Source organism: Sphingomonas bacterium (assembly GCF_028289855.1).
Classification (GTDB): domain Bacteria; phylum Pseudomonadota; class Alphaproteobacteria; order Sphingomonadales; family Sphingomonadaceae; genus Sphingomonas.
The window spans coordinates 12,828-32,925 of the sequence record NZ_JAQGKZ010000039.1; the positions used below are offsets into that span (position 1 = coordinate 12,828).

The 20,098-nt window shown below is 67.5% G+C and carries 20 protein-coding genes and 1 pseudogene; 11 read left to right on the forward strand and 10 right to left on the reverse strand.

The window, feature by feature from the left end; all coding sequences use genetic code 11:
- Positions 1-52: 52 nt before the first annotated feature.
- Positions 53-1,006, forward strand: a complete 954-nt coding sequence (locus JWM94_RS03495; protein WP_299421835.1) for a phytoene/squalene synthase family protein — start codon at positions 53-55, stop codon at positions 1,004-1,006.
- Between the two features lie 59 nt (positions 1,007-1,065).
- Complete coding sequence (locus JWM94_RS03500) at positions 1,066-1,281, forward strand: hypothetical protein (RefSeq protein ID WP_299421839.1); 216 nt, start codon at positions 1,066-1,068, stop codon at positions 1,279-1,281.
- Here JWM94_RS03500 and JWM94_RS03505 read toward each other — a convergent pair.
- On the reverse strand, positions 1,270-1,680 hold the full coding sequence (locus JWM94_RS03505; protein WP_299421842.1) for a hypothetical protein: 411 nt from the start codon (positions 1,678-1,680) through the stop codon (positions 1,270-1,272). The genes JWM94_RS03500 and JWM94_RS03505 overlap by 12 nt on opposite strands.
- A 57-nt stretch (positions 1,681-1,737) precedes the next feature.
- Entirely contained in the window at positions 1,738-1,968 is a 231-nt protein-coding gene (locus JWM94_RS03510) for a hypothetical protein (RefSeq protein ID WP_299421845.1), read from the reverse strand.
- Positions 1,969-2,048: 80 nt separating this feature from the next.
- Between JWM94_RS03510 and JWM94_RS03515 the strand changes: the two genes are divergently transcribed.
- Entirely contained in the window at positions 2,049-3,863 is a 1,815-nt protein-coding gene (locus tag JWM94_RS03515) for an ABC transporter ATP-binding protein/permease (RefSeq protein ID WP_299421850.1), read from the forward strand.
- On the opposite strand, the gene JWM94_RS03520 is transcribed toward JWM94_RS03515, so the two are convergent.
- Positions 3,864-4,139: a GNAT family N-acetyltransferase gene (locus JWM94_RS03520; protein WP_299421854.1), complete on the reverse strand. Its 276-nt coding sequence runs from the start codon at positions 4,137-4,139 to the stop codon at positions 3,864-3,866.
- Between the two features lie 72 nt (positions 4,140-4,211).
- Here JWM94_RS03520 and JWM94_RS03525 point away from each other — a divergent pair, with 72 nt between their 5' ends.
- The 6 genes and pseudogenes from JWM94_RS03525 to JWM94_RS03550 all read left to right on the forward strand — a co-directional run bounded on the left by JWM94_RS03525 (position 4,212) and on the right by JWM94_RS03550 (position 10,209).
- Positions 4,212-5,096 (forward strand): MBL fold metallo-hydrolase, encoded by an 885-nt coding sequence (locus JWM94_RS03525; RefSeq protein WP_299421859.1) that lies wholly within the window; start codon positions 4,212-4,214, stop codon positions 5,094-5,096.
- 25 nt (positions 5,097-5,121) lie between these two features.
- Positions 5,122-6,888 (forward strand): annotated as a pseudogene (recQ, locus tag JWM94_RS03530) (DNA helicase RecQ).
- Positions 6,885-7,313 carry a TIGR01244 family sulfur transferase gene (locus JWM94_RS03535; protein ID WP_299421863.1) on the forward strand — a complete coding sequence of 143 codons (429 nt, stop codon included), beginning with the start codon at positions 6,885-6,887 and terminating at the stop codon, positions 7,311-7,313. The pseudogene recQ and the gene JWM94_RS03535 overlap by 4 nt, the downstream one beginning before the upstream one ends.
- On the forward strand, positions 7,310-7,708 hold the full coding sequence (locus JWM94_RS03540; protein WP_299421867.1) for a hypothetical protein: 399 nt from the start codon (positions 7,310-7,312) through the stop codon (positions 7,706-7,708). Before JWM94_RS03535 ends, JWM94_RS03540 begins: the two co-directional genes overlap by 4 nt.
- A gap of 12 nt (positions 7,709-7,720) precedes the next feature.
- Positions 7,721-8,713, forward strand: coding sequence for a sterol desaturase family protein (locus JWM94_RS03545; protein ID WP_299421871.1), 993 nt, complete (start codon positions 7,721-7,723; stop codon positions 8,711-8,713).
- The gene (locus tag JWM94_RS03550; protein WP_299421874.1) at positions 8,623-10,209 is read left to right on the forward strand and encodes a GMC family oxidoreductase; all 1,587 of its coding nucleotides are present in this window, start codon (positions 8,623-8,625) and stop codon (positions 10,207-10,209) included. Before JWM94_RS03545 ends, JWM94_RS03550 begins: the two co-directional genes overlap by 91 nt.
- A gap of 86 nt (positions 10,210-10,295) precedes the next feature.
- On the opposite strand, the gene JWM94_RS03555 is transcribed toward JWM94_RS03550, so the two are convergent.
- The 5 genes from JWM94_RS03555 to JWM94_RS03575 form a co-directional block, all read right to left on the reverse strand.
- Positions 10,296-11,756, reverse strand: a complete 1,461-nt coding sequence (locus JWM94_RS03555) for an ammonium transporter (RefSeq protein ID WP_299421878.1) — start codon at positions 11,754-11,756, stop codon at positions 10,296-10,298.
- 11 nt (positions 11,757-11,767) lie between these two features.
- Positions 11,768-12,106 (reverse strand): P-II family nitrogen regulator, encoded by a 339-nt coding sequence (locus tag JWM94_RS03560; RefSeq protein ID WP_299421882.1) that lies wholly within the window; start codon positions 12,104-12,106, stop codon positions 11,768-11,770.
- A gap of 132 nt (positions 12,107-12,238) precedes the next feature.
- A complete protein-coding gene (locus tag JWM94_RS03565) occupies positions 12,239-12,439 on the reverse strand; it encodes a DUF2007 domain-containing protein (protein ID WP_299421885.1) in 201 nt (66 codons plus the stop codon).
- Positions 12,436-12,999, reverse strand: a complete 564-nt coding sequence (locus tag JWM94_RS03570; RefSeq protein ID WP_299421888.1) for a pyridoxamine 5'-phosphate oxidase family protein — start codon at positions 12,997-12,999, stop codon at positions 12,436-12,438. The genes JWM94_RS03565 and JWM94_RS03570 overlap by 4 nt, the downstream gene beginning before the upstream one ends.
- Before the next feature lie 36 nt (positions 13,000-13,035).
- Positions 13,036-15,003, reverse strand: a complete 1,968-nt coding sequence (locus tag JWM94_RS03575; protein ID WP_299421908.1) for a TonB-dependent siderophore receptor — start codon at positions 15,001-15,003, stop codon at positions 13,036-13,038.
- Between the two features lie 83 nt (positions 15,004-15,086).
- On the opposite strand from JWM94_RS03575, the gene JWM94_RS03580 reads away from it, so the two are divergent.
- Positions 15,087-16,472 (forward strand): RNB domain-containing ribonuclease, encoded by a 1,386-nt coding sequence (locus JWM94_RS03580; RefSeq protein WP_299421891.1) that lies wholly within the window; start codon positions 15,087-15,089, stop codon positions 16,470-16,472.
- Here JWM94_RS03580 and JWM94_RS03585 read toward each other — a convergent pair.
- Positions 16,469-17,443 carry a xanthine dehydrogenase family protein subunit M gene (locus JWM94_RS03585; protein ID WP_299421895.1) on the reverse strand — a complete coding sequence of 325 codons (975 nt, stop codon included), beginning with the start codon at positions 17,441-17,443 and terminating at the stop codon, positions 16,469-16,471. The two genes, JWM94_RS03580 and JWM94_RS03585, sit on opposite strands and share 4 nt — an antisense overlap.
- A complete protein-coding gene (locus JWM94_RS03590; RefSeq protein ID WP_299421899.1) occupies positions 17,440-17,937 on the reverse strand; it encodes a 2Fe-2S iron-sulfur cluster-binding protein in 498 nt (165 codons plus the stop codon). Before JWM94_RS03590 ends, JWM94_RS03585 begins: the two co-directional genes overlap by 4 nt.
- 97 nt (positions 17,938-18,034) lie before the next feature.
- Here JWM94_RS03590 and JWM94_RS03595 point away from each other — a divergent pair.
- Positions 18,035-20,098: TonB-dependent receptor (locus JWM94_RS03595; protein WP_299421904.1), on the forward strand; the 2,064-nt coding region annotated here is incomplete at its 3' end.

Genomic DNA, 20,098 nt, shown 5'->3' on the forward strand with positions numbered 1-20,098 from the left:
CGCTAGCCCGACCGAGGTGGCCAGCGCTCCGGCCTCCGCCGGAGCACGAGCGGTGAGCAGGTCCGACCTGCCATCGCGCGCCGCAATCGTGGCGACCGCGCAGGAGTCGATTGCGCGGGGATCGAAGAGCTTTTCCGCCGCGTCGCGCCTGTTCGGGCGCAAAACCCGCGAGCGCGCATGGCTGCTCTACGCCTGGTGCCGGCGATGCGACGATCTCGCCGACGGGCAGGATCATGGGCATGCGCTGAGCGTCGTCGCCGATCCCTCCGAGCGGCTGGCGCGGATCCGCGCGATGACCGACGCCGCGCTGGCGGGCGAAGTGGTGGGCGACCCGGCGTTCGACGCGTTGCGCATCGTGGCCGCAGAAACCGGCCTGCCCGCCCGATTCGCGCACGATATGGTCGAGGGGTTCCGGCTCGACCTCGAGGAATGGCGGCCGCGATCCGAAGCCGACCTCTACCGTTATTGCTACCACGTCGCGGGCAGCGTCGGCTGCATGATGGCGGTGGTGATGGGGGTTTCGCCCGACGACGACGATACGCTCCACCGCGCCTGCGACCTGGGCATGGCGTTCCAGCTGTCCAACATCGCGCGCGATATCGAGGAGGATGATCGCGCCGGGCGGTGCTACCTGCCCGAGGAATGGCTGGTCGAGATGGACATTCCGCCCGGCCAGCACATGAAACCGCCGTTCCGCCATCGGCTCGCGGTGCTCGCGCAACGGCTGGCCACCAAAGCGGCGGCGTTCGAGGACAGCGCGCGCGTCGGGACGTCGAAACTGTCGTTTCGCGCGGCTTGGGCGGTGCTCGCGGCGGCGGGAATCTATGGCGACATCGGCCGCGCGGTCGCGGCGCGCGGCGAACATGCCTGGGACCACCGAGTCACCACGTCGGGCCTGGCCAAGCTCGGCTGGATCGTCCGCGCGGGCGGGCAAGCGGTGCGGCGCGCACGGCTCTATTCCCCGGCACAGCGCGATTCCAATCTATGGACGCGGCCGCGCGATTGATCGGCCGTTAACCGTAAACCTTGTCGAAGCGACAAGGCTGAAGCGCGTAGTCCGAAAGTATGACCATGCTTTCCCTGAAACTGTCGCGTGCCGTATCCGGGGGACGAGCCGAACCTGCGCCGCCCCCCGATCGCGCGTCGTTGCTGGTTACGTTGCTGAGGAAACGCGCCGCCGCGCACAATGTCGGCGCCGACGAACTGGAGGCAATGCTGCGCGACCAGATCCGCTGGGCGCTGCCGATGGCGCCGCCCGAGGACACCGTTTTAGCCGATTAACGGATCGCCCGGCCGTGCGCGGTGAAAATGCCGCTCGGCGAGCCAGCCGCCGATCAACGGCACGGCGACCGACGCGACTTGCATCCATAACGGGTGCGGGATCGTGATCACAGTGGACAACCCGCCCGCGGCGATAATCCCCGCAACGATCCAGCCCGACGGCCGCCATTGCGAAAGCCGTAGCGCGACGGCAGCGCCAAACAGCGCGCCGAGCAGAAAGCCCGCGACGACCAGTAGTTTGGCGAAAAACGGCATTGCCGCGATGATGTGCGCCAGCGCCGCCGGATCATCGCTTTCGACCGTCGGCAGCGGATAGAGCATAGTGTCGATCGCCTCGATGGCGAAGATCGTCACGAACGCCGCGGCGAGCCCGGCAATTACTCCGAAAACCTTGTTCATGGCCGCCTCCCCATTAGCGCGAAGGCGACCTTAGCCGATATTGCGCGCGGGAACGACTCAGCCGCGACGGTCCCTGCCGACGCGGTCGGCCATCGACTGGCCGACCTGACGGCAGGCGGCGGTGATCGTGGGGAAATCCACGTCGGTGTTGCGCATCAACGCCGCCGGCATCGCCGCCCGGCATTGCGCCGCGCTGGCATACCGCACCGTCTCGATCCGCTGTTGCGCGCATTGCACTTGCCCGTCGCCGCAACCCATGATCGCGATGACGTAGAATACCGAATCCATAACTTCCTCCGTCGATGCTATAATCGATGGGGGCCGTTGACGGTTCCCTGAACGCGTCGGCGCTCCTACATGATGGGGCGATGCCGCCCACCGACCTCCCGCCGACCAAGGATCGCCCGCTGATCCCGACCCTGCGGCGGTTCCTGCCCTATCTGTGGCCCCGGGATGCGCCCGCGTTGAAGCTCAGGATCGTCGGCGCGATGGTCTTCGTGCTGCTGTCGAAGCTCGTCCAGATCTTCGGCGGCGCCTACCCGCTCAAATTCGCGATCGACCGGATGGCGGGGAACGACCGCAGCGCGGTCTGGCTGATCGTCGCGCTGGTGGTCGGCTATGCCGCCGCGCGGCTGTCATCGACGCTATTCGACAATATCCGCAACGTCATCTTCGAGCGCGTCGGACAGGAAGCGACACGGCGGCTCGCGGCGACGGTGTTCCGCCACCTCCACCGGCTTTCCTTGCGCTTCCACCTCGAACGGCGGACGGGGGCGGTCACCAAGGTGGTCGAGCGCGGCACCAAGAGCATCGACACGATGCTGTATTTCATGCTGTTCAACATCGCGCCGACGGTGATCGAGCTCACCATCGTGCTCGCCATCTTCTGGATCAGCTTCGGCTTCTGGCTAGCCGCGGCGACGGTGGTGATGGTGGTCGTTTACATCGCCTTCACCCGCGCCGTGACCGACTGGCGCAACGCGTTGCGCACGCGGATGAACGACCTAGACACCGGTGCGGTCGCGCACGCGGTCGATTCGCTGCTCAATTTCGAAACGGTCAAATATTTCGGCGCCGAGGAGCGCGAGGCGCGGCGCTACGACGACGCGATCCACGCCTACGCCAACGCCGCGGTCAAGAGCGAGAACAGCCTCGCTTTGCTCAATATCGGCCAGTCGTTCGTCACCAATTCGATGCTTGGCGGCGCGATGGCGTTCATCGCCTGGGGATGGAGCCAGGGGCGGTTTTCGGCCGGCGACGTGATGCTCGTCTCGACCCTGCTCAGCCAGATGTTCCGCCCGCTCGACTTGCTCGGCATGGTCTATCGCACGATCCGCCAGGGCGTGATCGACATGGGCGCGATGTTCGACCTGCTCGATACCAACGCCGAGATCGTCGATGCGCCCGGCGCCAAGTCGCTCAATATCGACCGCGGGCACGTGCGGTTCGAGGACGTCCGCTTCGGCTACGATCCCGGCATGCCAATCCTCAAGGGGATCGACCTCGACATCCCGCCGGGCAAGACGCTCGCGGTGGTCGGGCCGTCGGGCGCGGGCAAGTCGACGCTCGCGCGGCTGATGTATCGCTTCTACGATCTAACCGGCGGGCGCATCACGATCGACGGGCAGGATATCGCGCAGGTGACGCAGGCGAGCCTGCGCGCCGCGATCGGCATCGTCCCGCAGGACACCGTGCTGTTCAACGACACGATCGGCTACAACATCGCCTATGGCCGCGAGGGCGCCGACGAGGCCGATATCGTGCGCGCGGCCAAGGGCGCGGCGATCGCCGGGTTCATCGAGCGCCAGCCCGAGCAATACGACACGCGCGTCGGCGAGCGCGGGCTCAAACTGTCGGGCGGCGAGAAGCAGCGCGTCGCGATCGCGCGGACGTTGCTCAAGGACCCGCCGATCCTCATCCTCGACGAAGCAACCAGCGCGCTCGACAGCCGAACCGAAAGCGAGATCATGGAAACGCTTGAGGCGATCGAGCGCGGCCGCACCACGATCGTCATCGCGCACCGGCTGTCGACGGTGGTCGATGCCGACCAGATCGTGGTGCTGGACGCTGGGCAAGTGGCGGAGCGCGGGACGCATGCCGAATTGTTGCGCAAGCGCGGGCTTTATGCGGACATGTGGCAGCGTCAGGCGCAGGAGCGTGAAGAGGCGTTGGCGGCGGAATAGTCAGGCGAGCAAGTCGCGATACTCGGCATGCCGGTCGATATATGCCTTCACGAACGGGCATTGCGGGATCACCTTGAGCCCCCGGTCGCGCGCGGCGTCGAGTGCGCCGCGGATCAGCTTGCTGCCAACGCCATGCCCTTCGAGCTTCTTGGGCACCAAGGTATGTGTGAAGACGATCGTGTCGCCTTCGAGCTGATACGCGGCGATCGCGCGCAGGCCGTCGACCTCGAGCTCGAATTCGTGCTCGGCGCGGTTGTCGGTCACTTTGTCGGGCATACTCGGTCTCCGCTGGCGGCGCTCGCCAATCGGCGATAGCGTCCGCCCATGCAAGCGACGCGAAGACAAATCATGGCGGGGCTGGCCGCGCTGCCGTTGATCGGCGCGGCGCCCGCCGCTGCGCGCGTGCGCGTCGTGCTGCTCGGCACAAAGGGCGGGCCGACGCCATCGCCGTATCGCGCCGCACCGGCGACGCTGATCGAGATCGACGGCAAGGCGTGGGTGGTCGATTGTGGCAACGGTGTCGCCAACCAGCTCGCCAAGGCGGGCGTCGCGCTCGACGGCCTCGCGCGCATCTTCGTCACGCACAACCATAGCGACCACATCGCCGATGTCGGCACGCTGATCGAGCTGGCGTGGGGATCGGGGCTCAAGACCCCGGTCACCGTCCATGGCCCACCGCCGATCCGCCAGATCGTGCGCAGTCAACTGGCGGCGCTCGCCTACGATGTTGAAGCGCGGGTCCGCGAGGAGGGCCGCATTCCGCTCGACCCGCTGGTGCGCGTGGACGAGCGCGCCGATCCGGGCGTGGTGGCGCGCGACGGCGGCACGACGGTGACGTCCGCCTTGGTCGACCACGAGACGGTCAAGCCCGACTTCGCCTATCGCTTCGACACGTCCGCGCGGTCGATCGTGATCTCCGGCGACACGCGCTATTCGGACAATCTGGTCGCGCTGGCCAAGGGCGCCGACCTGCTGATCCACGAAGCGGTCTACGGTCCCTCGATCCCCAAGATGGCTGGCGAGAATGCCCCGATGCTCGCCGATCATCTCCGCCGCAGTCACACGCTCGCCGAAGAAGCCGGGCTGGTCGCGGCGCGCGCCGGGGTGAAGAAACTCGTCCTCTCGCACCTCGTCCCGGGCGGGCCGCAAGTCACCGACGCGATGTGGCTGGCGGCGGTGCGGACCAATTTCTCGGGCGAAGTCGTGATCGGGCACGACCTGATGGAAGTCTGAGCGCGCCATGGCTACAGCCGCCGCGATGCCCGACACGCTTTCCGTCCTCCATTCGACCTTTGGTTTCCCGGCGTTTCGCGGGGTGCAGGAGTCGGTCGTGTCGCGCGTGCTGGCGGGGGAACGCACGCTGGCGGTGATGCCGACGGGGGCGGGCAAGTCGCTGTGTTACCAATTGCCCTCGGTGATGCTGGACGGGACGTGCGTCGTCGTCTCCCCGCTGATCGCGCTGATGCACGACCAGTTGCGCGCGGCCGAAGCGGTCGGCATCCGCGCCGCGACGTTGACCAGCGTGGATGAGAACCGCGCGGAGACTCGCGGGCGGTTCCTCGATGGCGACCTCGATTTGCTCTACGTCGCGCCCGAACGCGCGTCGCAGAGCGATTTCCGCGAATTGCTCGACCGCGGGCGGATCGCCTTGTTCGCGATCGACGAAGCGCATTGCGTCAGCGAATGGGGGCACGATTTCCGCCCCGATTACCGCTTGCTCCGTCCGCTGCTCGATCGCTTCCCCGACGTCCCCCGTCTCGCGCTGACCGCGACCGCCGATGCGCACACGCGGGCCGACATCCTCGACCAGCTCGGCATCCCCAGGGGCGGGTTGATCGTCGCGGGGTTCGACCGGCCCAACATCCGCTACGCGATCAGCCCGAAGGACAATAGCACGCGCCAGATCGCCGATCTGATCGCCGAGCAACCAGGTCCGGGCATCGTCTATGCGCAAACGCGCGCCGCGACCGAGAAGCTGGCCGAGGCGCTGGGCAAGACCGGGCGCCCGACCCGCGCCTATCATGCCGGGCTCGACCCGCCCGTCCGCGCGCGCAACCAGGCCGATTTCGTCGCGAGCGAAGACATGATCATCGTCGCCACGGTCGCGTTCGGGATGGGGATCGACAAGCCCGACGTGCGCTTCGTGGCGCATGCCGGGCTGCCCAAGTCGATCGAGGCCTAGTACCAGGAAACCGGCCGCGCCGGGCGCGACGGCGACCCGGCGGTGGCGCACCTGTTCTGGGGCGCGGAGGATTTCGCCAAGGCGCGGCAACGCATCGGCGAGGTCGAACCGCACCGCCAGGCGGGCGAACGCACGCGGTTGAACGCGCTCGGCGCTTTGGTCGAAACCGCCGGGTGCCGCCGCAAGCTGCTGCTCGCGCATTTCGGCGACGATGCGCCCGATAATTGCGGGAATTGCGACAATTGCCTCAACCCGCCCTCGGCGACCGACGCCACGCAAGTCGCGCAAAAATTCCTCTCGGCGGTGTTCCGCACCGGGCAAAGCTTCGGCGTCGGCTATATCGAGAGCATCCTGACCGGCCAGTCGAGCGAGCGCAGCCTGATGAACGGGCACGAGGCGCTGTCGGTGTTCGGGATCGTTGACGGCACGGAGGAAGCCGCGCTGATCAAGCCGGTGGCGCGCGCGCTGCTGCTCAAGGACGCCTTGCGCGCCAACGATTTCGGCGGGCTCGAATTCGGCCCTGGCGCCAAGGCGATCCTGAAGGGCGAAGCCGAACTGTCGCTGATCGTCCCGCCCAGGCGCGAACGCCGGCGGCGCACCGGCACTGGCGGCGCGAACCCGATCGGCGATCCGCTGTTCGAGGCTTTGCGCGCCCGCCGCCGCGAACTGGCGCAGGAAGCCAAGGTGCCGCCGTACGTCATCTTCCACGATTCGGTGCTGCGCGACATGGCGGCGATGAAGCCCGACAGTCTGGCGCAACTCGGCACGATTTCGGGCGTGGGCGAACGCAAGCTGGCGGCTTATGGTGACGCGTTTCTGCAAGTGATCCGGGAGGCAGCATGATCCGTAACGTCGACGACAGCATTTCGGTGGCGCCGCAGATTCAGCCGGAGGATATTGCCGCGATCAAGGCGGCGGGGTTTGCCGCGGTCGTCAACAATCGCCCCGACGACGAACAGGCCGGCCAGCCCGCCGGAGACGCGATCCGCGCGGCGGTGGAAGCGGCGGGACTTGCCTACACCGCGATCCCGATCGGGCAAGGCGGCTTCAGCCACCCGCAGGTCGCGGCGATGGTCGATGTGCTGGAGGACGCGCAAGGCCCGGTGCTCGCCTTCTGCCGGTCGGGCACGCGGTCGTGCAATCTGTGGGCGCTGGCGCGCGCCCGGATGGGGGACGATCCGCAGGAGCTGATCGAGAAAGGCGCGGGCGCGGGATACGACCTCGAAGGACTACGGCCGTTGCTCGACCAACTGGCGGCGCAGGCATGACGCACGATCAGATCGTCCAGCTCGCCGGCTCGGTGATCGCGATCCTTGCGCTCGCGGGGGTCGCTCGGATGCTCAAGCTCGGCCAGAGCCGGATCGCCAATGAGGATGATGCCCGGCGCTTCGCGGAGGAAGCGCTCGCCGGGTTCGAGGGCGGGCGCGCGCTCGTGTCGGGCGACGGCGGCGCGGCGCTGGTCGCGGGGCGCGGCGCGATCGCGGTGCTGAAGCGCCACGGCGCGCAAGTCGCGGTGCGCCGGCTGGTCCCGCCCCTGCGCGTTCGCGAAGCAATCGAGGGCGCGACCGTCGAGACCGGCGAACGGCTGTTCGGCCCGGTCACGCTGTTCGGGATCACCGCCGACCAGGTGCATGGGCTGGAAGCGCCACTGACACTGGTGTAAGCAGAGCCCGCCATGCCGATCCACAACCTGCCCAACGTCGTCAATTATGCCGTGCCCGCCTTCGTCCTGCTCGTGCTGGCGGAGATGATCGTCGCCTGGGCGCGCGACAAGAAGCGCTATGAGCCGAAGGACACGCTGACGAGCCTCGCGCTGGGCACGGGCAGCACGGTCGCCGGACTGCTGACGGTCGGGATCATCTACGGGCTGGCGACCTGGCTCTACCAGTACCGCCTCTTCACGCTCGGTTACGCCTGGTACTGGTTCGTCGCCGCGTTCGTGATCGACGATTTCGGCTATTACTGGGTGCACCGCGCGGGGCACCGCATTCGCTGGGTGTGGGCGAGCCACGTCAACCACCATTCGAGCCAGCATTACAATCTGTCGACCGCGCTTCGGCAGACCTGGACCGGATTCTTCAGCCTGGCGTTCATCATCAAGCTGCCGATGTTCCTGATCGGCTTTCCGCCAGAGATGGTCTTCTTCGTCGGCGGGGTGAATCTGATCTACCAATTCTGGATCCACACCGAAGTGATCGGCCGGATGCCGCGCTGGTTCGAGGCGGTGATGAACACGCCGAGCCACCACCGCGTCCACCACGCCACCAACCCGCGTTACCTCGACAAGAATTATGCCGGCGTGTTCATCGTGTGGGACAAATGGCTCGGCACGTTCGAGCCCGAGCGCGACGACGAGCGCCCGCGCTACGGCATCGTCAAGAATCTGGGCAGCTTCAACCTGATCTGGGCGGCGTTCCACGAATGGATCGGGATCGCCAGGGACGTGTGGAGCGCGCCGGGGCTCAAGGCCAAGTGGAACTACATGGTCAAGCCGCCGGGCTGGAGCCATGACGGGAGCCGCGAGACGTCCGAAACCATAAAAGCGCTCTGGGAAGCGCGCGAGCGGGAGAGTGCGGAGTGGAAGAAGCCGACATCGTCGTCGTCGGGGGCGGATCGGGCGGCGCCGCCGCGGCGGGACGGCTCAGCGAGGACGGCCGCCATACGGTAGCGCTGCTCGAAGCGGGCGGACGCAACACCGGGCTGATCACCCGCGTCCCCGGGTTCATGGGCAAGCAGACGCCCAAGACCAATTGGGCGTATGAGACGGTACCGCAGGCGGGCCTCAACGGCCGCCGCGGGTACCAGCCGCGTGGCAAGGGGCTCGGCGGGTCGAGCGCGATCAACGCGATGCTCTATGTGCGGGGTGCTGCCTGGGATTACGACAATTGGGCGGCTTTGGGGTGCGATGGCTGGTCGTATGCCGACGTGCTCCCGGTGTTCAAGCGCGCGGAGGCGAACGAGCGCGGGACGAGCGAATTTCACGGTGCCGACGGGCCGCTGCGCGTGTCGGATCAGGTCTGCCCGCACCCCGGCAGCGTCGAATTCGTCGAGGCGGGCGCGAGCCTGCAAATCCCGCGTAACGACGACTTCAACGGGCCGGGCCAAGAAGGTGTCGGCCTCTACCAGGTCACGCAACACAATGGCGAGCGCTGGACCGCGGCGCGCGGCTATGTCGAACCGGCGCGGGGCCGGGCCAATTTCTCGATCGTCACCGACGCGACCGCCGAGCGCGTGCTGTTCGAGGACGGCAAGGTGTGGGGCGTCGCCTATACGCGCGGCCGCGAGCAAAAAGTGATCCGCGCGAAGAAGGTCGTGCTGGCGGGCGGCGTGTTCGGGACGCCGCAACTGCTGATGCTGTCGGGGATTGGCCCCGCCGCGCATCTTGCCGAGCACGGCGTCAAGCCGCTGGTCGATCGCGCGCAAGTGGGCGCCAATCTTCAAGACCATATCGATTACGTGTCCGCGTTCGAAGTGCCTGGACGCTATTTCCTCGGCCAATCGTTCGCCGGTAACCTCGCGATGATGGGCCAGTTGATCCGCTGGCTGCGCAAGCGCGAGGGCACGCTGACCTCGCCGTTCGCCGAAGCCGGCGGGTTCCTGACGCTGATGCCGGGCAGCCCGGCACCCGACGTCCAGTTCCATTTCGTCCCGATCGTCCTCGAGGATCACGGCCGCACCGCGGTCAAGGCGCACGGTTTTTCGTGCCACGTTTGCGTGCTGCGCCCCGAAAGCCACGGGACGGTGCGCTTGGCGTCGGCGGATGTCCGCGACGCGCCGCTGATCGACCCGGCGTTCCTGAGCGACGACCGCGACATGGCGGTGATGAAGGCCGGGGTCCGCGCGATGTACCGCATCCTCGCCAGCCCGCCGCTCAACCGCCACGGCGCGAAGGATCGCTACCCGATAGACCTCGACGACGACGACGCGCTCGACCGGCTGATCCGCGCGCGGGCGGACACGGTCTATCACCCGGTCGGGACCGCGCGAATGGGGAACGATGCCGACGCGGTGTGCGACCCGCAACTGCGCGTGCGCGGGGTCGAGGGGCTGTACGTCGCCGACGCCTCGATCATGCCCACGCTGGTCAGCGGCAACACCAACGCACCGTCGATCATGATCGGCGAGCGTTGTGCGGATTTCGTGAAGGCCGACCTCTTCGCATAAAAAATGGCCGGTGACTTTCGCCACCGGCCAAGTGTGTCCGCAGGAGGAACATCGTGAGGGGCCGACCGTGGCCGGCCCCGATTTCGTCAGTAGTGGTACGCCCGCTCGCCATGCTCGGCGATGTCGAGGCCCTCGCGCTCGGTTTCTTCCGACACCCGGAAGCCCCAGAGCTTGTCGATGATGAAGTAGAGCACGAACGCGCCGACGCCCGACCAGACCAAGGTGAGGCCGACCGCCTCCGCCTGGATGATCAGCTGACCGACCCAGTCGTAGGGAGCGACGACTAGCGTCCCCGGCTTCGACGCATAGTCGGCAACGCCCTGACCGCCCAGCGCCGGGTTGGCGAGGATGCCGGTCATCAGCGCGCCGGTGATGCCGCCGATGCAGTGCACCCCGAACACGTCGAGCGAGTCGTCATACTTGAACTTCGACTTCACATAGCTGACGAAGAAGAAGCAGATCGGCGACACCATCAGGCCGAGGATCACCGACCCCATCGTGCCCGCGAAGCCCGAGGCGGGGGTGACCGCGACCAGCCCCGCGACGACGCCCGACGCCGCGCCGAGCAGCGACGGCTTGCCGCGCACGATCTGCTCGGTCAGCAGCCAGGACATGCCCGCGGCGGCAGTGGCGATCATCGTGTTCATGAAGGCGACCGACGCGATCGACGAGGCTTCGAGGTTCGAGCCGGCGTTGAAGCCAAACCAGCCGACCCACAGCAGCGCCGCGCCGATCATCGTCATGGTCAGCGAGTGCGGCGGCATCGGCTCGTTGGGATAGCCAAGCCGCTTGCCGAGCATCAGGCACATGACGAGCCCGGTGATGCCCGCGTTGATGTGCACGACGGTGCCGCCGGCAAAGTCGAGCGCGCCCTTCTGGAAGAGGAAACCGGCATCGGCGCTGACGGCATCGAGCGCGGCCTTGCCTTTGAGCGCCGCGGCGGCGACCGCGTCGGGGCCGTCCCAGCACCACACCATGTGCGCGATCGGGAAATAGACGAAGGTCACCCACAAAGCGACGAACAGCATCAGCGGCGAAAACTTGATCCGCTCCGCGACCGACCCGATGAACAACGCCGGCGTGATCATCGCGAACGTCATCTGGAAGAGGACATAGGTCAGCTCTGGAATATAGACGCCGTTGGAGAAGGTCGCCGCCGCCGCATTGGCGTCGACGCCCTTCAGAAACAGCTTTGTGAAGGGATTGCCGACAAAGGCGCTGTAGGTCGTGAACGTCTCCGAATAGCCCCAGCATACCCAGATCACGCCGACCATGCAGACGATCATCAGCACCTGGGTGAGCACGCTGAGCATATTCTTGGTGCGCACCAGCCCGCCGTAGAACAGCGCGAGGCCGGGCACCGACATCATCAGCACCAGCAGCGACGAGACCATCATCCAGGTGTTGTCGCCCTTGTCCATCTTGGCGAGGCTGGGCGTCGCGATTTCCGGCGCGGCGGCGGCGGCTTGCGCCAGCGCGGGATGGGCGAGCAACGCGGCAACGCCGATCGCGCCCAACCCGGCAAACAATTTGGTCGATTGCTTCATGTGTACCCCCCTCACAACGCGCTGTCGTCGGTTTCGCCGGTGCGGATGCGCACCGCCTGGCCGACGTCGAGCACGAAAATCTTGCCGTCGCCGATCGCGCCGGTGTTGGCCGATGCCTGGATCGCCTCGACCACCGCACCCAGCAGGTCGGTCGCGCAGACCACCTCGATCTTGATCTTGGGCACCATGTTGGTCGAATATTCCGCGCCGCGGTATATTTCGGTCTGGCCCTTTTGCCGGCCGAACCCCTTGACCTCGGTCACGGTCATGCCCGCGACGCCGACGCCCGAGAGCGCCTCGCGCACTTCATCGAGCTTGAACGGTTTGATAATGGCAATGACGAGCTTCATCGCGCCCCCTTCCGATTGTTAGGATGGTGCGTCGCAAGGTACGTGCCAGAGTCGAAACCGCGCGTTTTCGGGCAGAATCGCGCAATCAAATGTTACCGATGCGTTAAAATTTGTGCAGTTGCGAAGAGGTGCTCAAGAATCGGGCAGCACTTGCCTCGCTCGCGCGAGATCATCCTCATCGACCATCACCCGCACCGGGACCAGGAAGTAACTGCCGTCGGCGATCGAGGCGTTGCCGTCGAAGCTGACCGCGTCGATCCCCTCGCTGTCGAGCCGCCCGACGATGATCATCGCCTCGTTGCGGTTGTAGCGCCCCAGCTCGACCAGGCTCATTGCTGTTGCTGCTGCGGCGCCTGGGTCGGGTTGCGCACCGGCAGGCCGTCGATGCTTTGCGTGCGCGCGGCATATTTGGCGAAGCGCGCCGCCTCGTCGTGCTGGCGGTGATATTTGCTCAGCGTCTCGCGCTCGCGTTCGAAGGTCATGTGCGGCACGCCCCAGCCGCAGCTGGTCTGGACCTGATCCACATCGATCACGAAAATCTGCCGCGTGCCGGGGAGCAGGGTGAAGTGCGCGGCGAGGTCGCCCCAGTCGGCGTCCTGCGGCAGCACCGGGCGGCCCCGGCCGTAGATGCGGAAGATCAGCGCGGGATTGTCGAACGCGCAGAACATGATCGTGATGCGGCCGTCGGCGATCAGATGCGCGTTGGTCTCGTTGCCCGATCCGGCGACGTCGAGATAGGCGACGCGGTCCGGCGACAGCACGCGGAAACAATCCATCCCCTTGGGGCTGAGGTTGATCCGCGCATCCGCGGCGGCGGTGGCGACGAAGAAGACCGGCTGGCGCTCGACGAACGCGATGTGCTGGTCGGACATAGCGGGAAAGAAGTCGGCCATGCCGGTTCTTGTAGCCGATTTGACGCCGCGCGCCCATCACTCACCGAAACGAATGCCGATCCACAAGGTGCGCGGGGTACCGAGGTCGACCGATCCCGCCTGATTGCGCGTCACCACGCTCGCGTCGAACAGGTTTTCGGCGCGCGCGATCACCGCGACGCGGGCGGTGATCGGCCAGCGCGCGACGGCGTCGAGCACGCTCGCGGCGGGCAGGACGTTGGTCTGCAGATCGTCCTCATATTGATCGCCGACATAGCGCGCGGTCAGCGACAGCAGCCGGCCCGACTTGGGCGACCAGGCCAAGGTTACGCTCGCCGCGTGGCGCGGGCTTTGCGCGGGAGCGAGGCCGTCGAGCGGGGTGCCGGGTGCGAGTACGCGGCTGTCGCTGAACGCGTAGGAGGCGGACAGCGACACCGCGCCGCGCCGCCAGGCCAGGCTCGCCTCGACCCCCTTGGCGACGATCGCCCGCACATTGTCGCGGCGGCGCAAATTGGGGCCGATCGTGACATTGGCGATGGCGCCGCCGAGCCGGTTGTAGAAGGCGGTCAGGCCGAGCGTCAGTCCCGGCACGGGCTTGAGATCGACGCCGCCCTCGATCCCGCGCAGCCGCTCGGGCGACAGGCCGGCATTGGCTTGCGTCGTGACCGGGAATACCACGAACGGGCGGTACAGCTCGTTGAGCGTCGGCAGGCGGAACCCGGTATAGGCCGCCATGCGCAAATCGGCCCAGTTTGCCGCGTGAAACAACAGGCCGCCGCGCCCGGTCGCTTCGGTGCCTTGGCGGCCGGGAAAAGCGTTGGTCACGGTTGGCGCGCCGCTCGCGTCGCGTTCGTGGAAGAACCCACCCGCGATCGACCAGCGGTCGACCCTTGCACCCCCGGTCAGCACCAGCCGCCCGATCGTCCAGTCGTCCTCGACGAACAGCCCCGCGACATTCGTCCTCCCCCCGGCGTTGCGCCGCGCGGTGACCAGCCCCGCCGCATTATACGCGTCCTCGAACAATGCACCGCCTGCCAGCCGCACATCGCCGCCGATCCGCAGGACGTGATCGCGGCCGACCGGGGGGCGAAGTTCGATCTTGCCGCCGACCCCGGTCGACGGCGTGTTGCGCTGATCGAGCGTCAGCTTGAAGCTGGTCGCGCTCACCACCTTGTTGCTGAAGTTGCGCGCCTGGAGATAGGCGAGTGCATCGACTTGCCAGCGCCCGTGTGAGACCAGGCGGACGCTGGAATCCTCGCCCTCGGAATTCGAATCCGCGCCGCGAAAACGGAGCGTGCGGTTGTCGTCGAATACGAGCCCGCGCACTTGCAGTTCGGCATCGCCACCGACCGGCACGACCGCGCGCACCCCAACAGACCAGTCGCGATAGCGCGCCGGCACGCTCGCCGCGACGCGCTGATCGGCGGGCGTGGTCTGGAAGCCGTCGCCGCGCTCGAACCGGCCCGACACACTGACAAACCCGCGCCCGAGCGTCGGCGATACGCTGGCCGACACGCTTTCCGAACCGCGGCTGCCATAGAATGCTTCGCCCGCGACCGGCGGCAGGTCACCGCGGTCGGCACTGACCAGCTCGATCGTGCCAGCTACGGCGCCCGCCCCGAACGGTCCCGACCCGCCGCCGCGCGTCACGCGGATCGCCGCCAGCCGGTCGGTCGCGAGCGCGTTGAACGGGATATAGCCGAAGAACGGATCGGCGACCGGCACGCCATCAAGCAGCACCAGCGTCCGGCTCGAGGCGTTGCCGCCGAGTGCGCGAAGCGTCGCGCCCTGCGCCGACGGGTTGGCCGACCGGCTGTCGGCGCGGCGGAATTGCTGGAAGCCGGCCACATCGCTCAGCACGTCCTCGACTCGCCCCGACGCGTCGTTGGTCAGCCGGTCGCGATCGATCACGGTCGATCCGTATGCGGGCGTCCCGGGTGGCAGGTCGAGCCCGCGCCCGAGAATGACGATGTCGCTTTGGTCCTCCGGCGCGGTCTGCGCCCAGGACGCGGCGGGCCAAATCATCGCCAGCAGGAATAAAGCGCGCCGCATGGTGGCGGCTCTAGCACCGCTCGACAGCAAGGCCACGGCCTCTATAGCGTGGCGCGATGAAGGCGATCGCCGATCCCGACAACGCGCTGGGCCGCGGCCTCGCCGCGATCCGCACGCAGTTCCAGGTGCCCGACAGCTTCCCGCCCGCGGTACTCGCCGCCGCCGATGACGCCGCCAAGCGCGCGCCGACCGCGCATGCCGACCGCACCGCGACGCGCTTCGTGACGCTCGACCCGGCGAGTTCGACCGATCTCGACCAAGCGTTCGCGATCGAAAGCGCGGGCAGCGATTTGCTGCTTCATTACGCGATCGCCGATGTCGCGTGGTTCGTCGACGATGGCGGCGCGATCGATACCGAGGCGTGGACACGCGGCGAGACCTTGTATTTGCCCGACGGCAAGGCGCCGCTCTATCCGCCGGTGCTGAGCCAGGGCGCTGCCAGCCTGCTCCCCGATGGTCCGCGTCCGGCGGTGGTGTTCACCGTCCGCGTCGCGCCCAACGGCGCGGTCAAGCTCGACGGCGCCGAACGCGCGATCGTCAGGAACGCGGCCAAGCTGGCGTACGAAAACGTCGCCGACGACGCACTGCCCACGCAATTCACCGATCTAGCGGCGCGTATCCAGGCGGCGGAGGACCGGCGCGGTGCGGCGCGCGTCGATCCGCCCGAACAGGAAGTCGATGCGGTCGTGGGCGGCGGCTTCGAACTCGCGTTCCGCCCGCCGCTGGTGTCGGAACAGCGCAATGCGGCGATGTCGCTCGCGACCAATCTCGCGATCGCCGACGCGCTCGAGGCGCACCATACCGGGCTGTTCCGCGTAATGGCGGAGCCCGACGAAGGCGCGGTGCGCCGCTTGCGCCACACAGCCACCGCGTTCGGGCTGACCTGGCCCGCCACCGACACGCTCGACCAATTCGAGCGGACGCTCGACGCGAAAGACCCCAAGCAAGCCGCGTTCATGCTGGCGATCCGCCGCGCCGGGCAGGGCGCGTCGTACGTGCCGTACCGGGAGGGCGTGGTGCCATGGCATTCGGCGATGGCGGCGACCTATGCGCATGCCACCGCCCCGCTGCGCCGGCTCGCCGACCGCTATGTCGTGATGGCGACGCTGGCGATCGCCAATGGCGAGGCGGTTCCCGATACGGTGAGCGGCGCGTTCGCCAGGCTGCCCGCGGTGATGGCCAAGGCCGATTCGCTCGCCGGGCGCGTCGATCGCGCGGTGATCGACCTGGCCGAGACGGTGTTACTCAAAGGCCGTGAAGGCGAGTTGTTCGGCGCGGTGGTCACCGACCTCGACGAGCGCGGCGCACGGATCCAGCTGAGCGATTTGCCCGTGGTCGCGCGAGTCGATGCTAAGAATGTCGAACCCGGTGACGCGCTACGCGTGCGGCTGACAGCGATCGATCCGGTGCAACGAGCGCTGCATTTCGACCGGGTGAACTAGGCGGTCAGGTCGCGCAGGCTCGCGATCAACATGCGGCGTGCGAGGACGATCTTGAAATCGTTGTGCCCATGCCCGCGCGCATCCCCGAGCAGTGCATCGGCGGCCGCCTCGAACGCGGTCGTGCCGGCGGGCTGACCGACCAGCGCCGCTTCGGCTTCGGCGCTACGCCATGGCATCGGCGCGAGGCCGCCGAACGCGAGGTCGGCAGAGGTGATAATGCCATCTTCGACCGCAACGATTGCCGCGACCGATACGAGCGCAAAAGCGTAGGACGCTCGGTCGCGGACCTTGCGGTAGAGCTGGCGGCCGGCCGGCGGCGCGGGAAGATCGATCGCGGTGATCAGCTCGCCGGGCTCGAGGATCGTTTCGATCTCCGGCGTGTCGCCGGGAAGACGGTACAGATCACCCAGCGCGATCCGCCTCCCTTCGCTCCCGCTGCGGGCGGTGACTACAACCGCGTCGAGCGCGCGCATCGCCACCGCCATGTCCGACGGGTGCGTCGCGATGCAGCTCGGCGATCCGCCCAGCACCGCATGGATGCGGTTGAACCCGCCGATCGCGTCGCACCCGCTGCCGGGCTCGCGCTTGTTGCACCGCGCGGCGGTCTCGTAGAAATAATAGCAGCGCGTGCGCTGGAGCAGATTGCCCGCCGCGCTCGCCTTGTTGCGCAATTGCGCCGACGCCCCGGCGAGCAGCGCGCGCGCCAGCACCGGATAGCGCGACCGGATCAGCGGGTGCGCCGCGAGGTCCGAATTGGGCACCAGCGCGCCGATCCTGACCCCGCCGCGGTCGATCTCCTCGACCGTATCGAGCCCGATCCGGCCGATATCGACCAGCCGATCGGGCGTCTCGACCTGCAATTTCATCAAGTCGATCAGGTTGGTCCCGCCGGCGATATAGCGCGCACCCGCGGCTCCCGCCGCCAGCGCCGCATCCAGGCTGTCGGCGCGCGAGAAGTCGAACGGCTTCATGAGCTAGCCTCCGCGACATCGCGAATCGCATCGACGATCGTCGGATAGGCCGAGCAACGGCAGATGTTACCGCTCATCCGCTCGCGAATCTCCGCGTCGCTCAGCGTCACCTCGTCGAGGTCGTCGCTGACATGGCTCGCCCAGCCCATCGCGACTTCGTCGAGCATGCCCTGCGCCGAGCAAATCTGCCCCGGCGTGCAATAGCCGCACTGGAACCCGTCGTGCCGCACGAATGCGGCCTGCAAGGGATGAAGGTTGTCGGGCGTCCCCAGCCCCTCGATCGTCGTCACTTGACCGCCGTCGTGCATCACCGCCAGGCTGAGGCAGGAATTGATCCGCCGTCCTTCGACCAGCATCGTGCACGCACCGCACTGGCCGTGGTCGCACCCCTTCTTGGCGCCGGTCAGCCCGAGATGCTCGCGGCACAGATCGAGCAAGGTCGTGCGGACATCGACCTCCACCTCGTGCGCGGTGCCGTTGATCGTGATCCGCATATTTTCTCCCGCATGCCCGGCCAGATCGGGCACATTTTTGCGACAATTGGCGTTTAGAGGATCGTATCCCCGACCAGTAGCGGAAAACAACGTACCAATGCGCCCATCGTTCAGCCTTGCCCTGTTGCTTAGCGGGATCGCCCCGGCGGCGCTGCACGCCCAGACCGCGCCCGCCCCGGCGCCGACCCCATCGCCCACGCCTGCACCGGCCGACAATGCGAACGTCAGCGACGAGCCCGACATCATCATCACGGGCTCGCGCAATCTGCCCGGGTCGGTGATCGGCGACATCCCCCCCGAACAGCAACTCGGCCCGGCCGACATCCGGTCGTACGGAGTCAGCAGCGTCAGCGACTTGCTCACCGAGCTCTCGCCGCAAACACAGAGCGGGCGCGGCAGCGGCGGGCCGCCGGTGGTGTTGCTCAACGGCAAGCGCATTTCGAGCTTCGCCGAAATCCGCGACTTGCCGACCGAAGCGATCGCGCGAGTCGACATATTGCCCGAGGAAGTCGCGCTCAAATACGGCTATCGCGCCGACCAGAAGGTCGTGAATATCGTGCTGCGGCGCCGTTTCCGCGCGCTCACCGCGGAGGCCGGTTTGCGCGTCGCCACCGAGGGCGGCAGCGTCACGCCGGGCAGCACGATCGATATCCTCAACATCAACCGCGACAGCCGCTTCACGGTGCACACCGGCTACACGCAAACCTCGGGCCTGCTCGAAAGCGAGCGGGACATCGACCCGCCGGCCGCCGGCATGATCGACCAGCGCCCGTTCCGGTCGCTGACCCCGTTCTCGCGCACGCTCAATCTGGGCGCGGTGCTGGCGAAGCCGATCGGCAAGGTCTCGACCACGCTCAACGGCACCGTCGCCTATACCGAATCGAATGGGCTGCAGGGGCTGGCGGACGGCATCGGCGGCACGCCCACGTCGTTCGTGCTGGGCCAGCGCAGCTCCGCGCTCACCTATCATCTGGGCAGTACCGCCAACGGCGACATCGGCACGTGGCGCTGGTCGCTGACGGGTAATTACGACCGTATCGACAGCGAGAGCTTCGCCGATGCCGGGGCCGACGTCAGCCTCAATCTGCCGGCGGCCAATCGCGGCTTTTCGACATCGAACAGCGGCGGTGTCGATGCGCTGTTCAACGGCACATTGTTCAAGATGCCGGCGGGCGATGTCGTCACCGCCGTGCGGATCGGCGGGTCGCTGTCGGGACTCGACAGCCGGTCGTCGCGGTTCGGGATCAACCAGAGCAGCAGTATCACGCGCAATATCGTCGACGGCCAGGTCAATATCGACGTGCCGATCGCCAAGAAATCCAGGGACGTGCTGGCGTTCCTGGGCGATCTGTCGATCAACGGCAATTTCGCGCTCGATCACCTCTCGGACTTCGGCACGCTCAAGACGATCGGCTACGGCGCCAACTGGTCGCCGATCACGGGCGTGCGCATTATCGCGTCGGTGACCGACCAGGACGACGCGCCCACGGCCAGCCAGCTCGGCGATCCCGTCATCACGACGCCCAACGTGCGCGTGTTCGACTTCACCACCGGCCAGACGGTCAGCGTGGCGCGCACATCGGGCGGCAACCCGTTCCTGCTCGCCGACAGCAAGCATACGTTCAAGCTCGGGCTGACGCTGAAGCCACTCGACAAGACCGACCTGACGCTGACCGCCAACTACGTCGAATCCTCGACGCGCAACGCGATCGCCAGCTTCCCCGCGGCGACCGCGCAGATCGAGGCGGCGTTCCCGGGGCGCTTCACGCGCGATGCGTTCGGCGCGCTGAGCGCGATCGATGCGCGCCCGGTCAACTTCGCGCGCACCGATCGGTCCGAGCTGCGCTGGGGGATCAATTTCTCCAAGCCGCTTAAATCGAAGCTCCAGAAACAAATCGAGGCGTTCCGCGCGGGCACCGGTCCTGATCCCCGCCCGGCGCTGGCCGGGCTGCGCAGCCTGGCCAATCAGCCGAGCGTGTTCGGCGGCACGCTGGCGCAAGGGTTCGGCGGCGGGCGCCCCCCGGGCGGCCAGAACGGCCAAGGCACGCCGCCCGCGCCCGGCACGCCCCCTGCGGCAGGGACACCGCCCCCCGCTGACGGCGCGCCACCACCCAACGCAGCCGGCGCTCCTCCGGGCGGCCCCGGCGGCGGCGGGTTCCGT

Coding starts and splice junctions, on each gene's coding strand:
- JWM94_RS03500 (WP_299421839.1), top strand. CDS start 1,066: ATGACCATGCTTTCCCTGAAACTGTCGCGTGCCGTATCCGGGGGACGA.
- JWM94_RS03505 (WP_299421842.1), bottom strand. CDS start 1,680: ATGAACAAGGTTTTCGGAGTAATTGCCGGGCTCGCCGCGGCGTTCGTG.
- JWM94_RS03510 (WP_299421845.1), bottom strand. CDS start 1,968: ATGGATTCGGTATTCTACGTCATCGCGATCATGGGTTGCGGCGACGGG.
- JWM94_RS03515 (WP_299421850.1), top strand. CDS start 2,049: ATGCCGCCCACCGACCTCCCGCCGACCAAGGATCGCCCGCTGATCCCG.
- JWM94_RS03520 (WP_299421854.1), bottom strand. CDS start 4,139: ATGCCCGACAAAGTGACCGACAACCGCGCCGAGCACGAATTCGAGCTC.
- JWM94_RS03525 (WP_299421859.1), top strand. CDS start 4,212: ATGGCGGGGCTGGCCGCGCTGCCGTTGATCGGCGCGGCGCCCGCCGCT.
- JWM94_RS03535 (WP_299421863.1), top strand. CDS start 6,885: ATGATCCGTAACGTCGACGACAGCATTTCGGTGGCGCCGCAGATTCAG.
- JWM94_RS03540 (WP_299421867.1), top strand. CDS start 7,310: ATGACGCACGATCAGATCGTCCAGCTCGCCGGCTCGGTGATCGCGATC.
- JWM94_RS03545 (WP_299421871.1), top strand. CDS start 7,721: ATGCCGATCCACAACCTGCCCAACGTCGTCAATTATGCCGTGCCCGCC.
- JWM94_RS03555 (WP_299421878.1), bottom strand. CDS start 11,756: ATGAAGCAATCGACCAAATTGTTTGCCGGGTTGGGCGCGATCGGCGTT.
- JWM94_RS03560 (WP_299421882.1), bottom strand. CDS start 12,106: ATGAAGCTCGTCATTGCCATTATCAAACCGTTCAAGCTCGATGAAGTG.
- JWM94_RS03565 (WP_299421885.1), bottom strand. CDS start 12,439: ATGAGCCTGGTCGAGCTGGGGCGCTACAACCGCAACGAGGCGATGATC.
- JWM94_RS03570 (WP_299421888.1), bottom strand. CDS start 12,999: ATGGCCGACTTCTTTCCCGCTATGTCCGACCAGCACATCGCGTTCGTC.
- JWM94_RS03575 (WP_299421908.1), bottom strand. CDS start 15,003: ATGATTTGGCCCGCCGCGTCCTGGGCGCAGACCGCGCCGGAGGACCAA.
- JWM94_RS03580 (WP_299421891.1), top strand. CDS start 15,087: ATGAAGGCGATCGCCGATCCCGACAACGCGCTGGGCCGCGGCCTCGCC.
- JWM94_RS03585 (WP_299421895.1), bottom strand. CDS start 17,443: ATGAAGCCGTTCGACTTCTCGCGCGCCGACAGCCTGGATGCGGCGCTG.
- JWM94_RS03590 (WP_299421899.1), bottom strand. CDS start 17,937: ATGCGGATCACGATCAACGGCACCGCGCACGAGGTGGAGGTCGATGTC.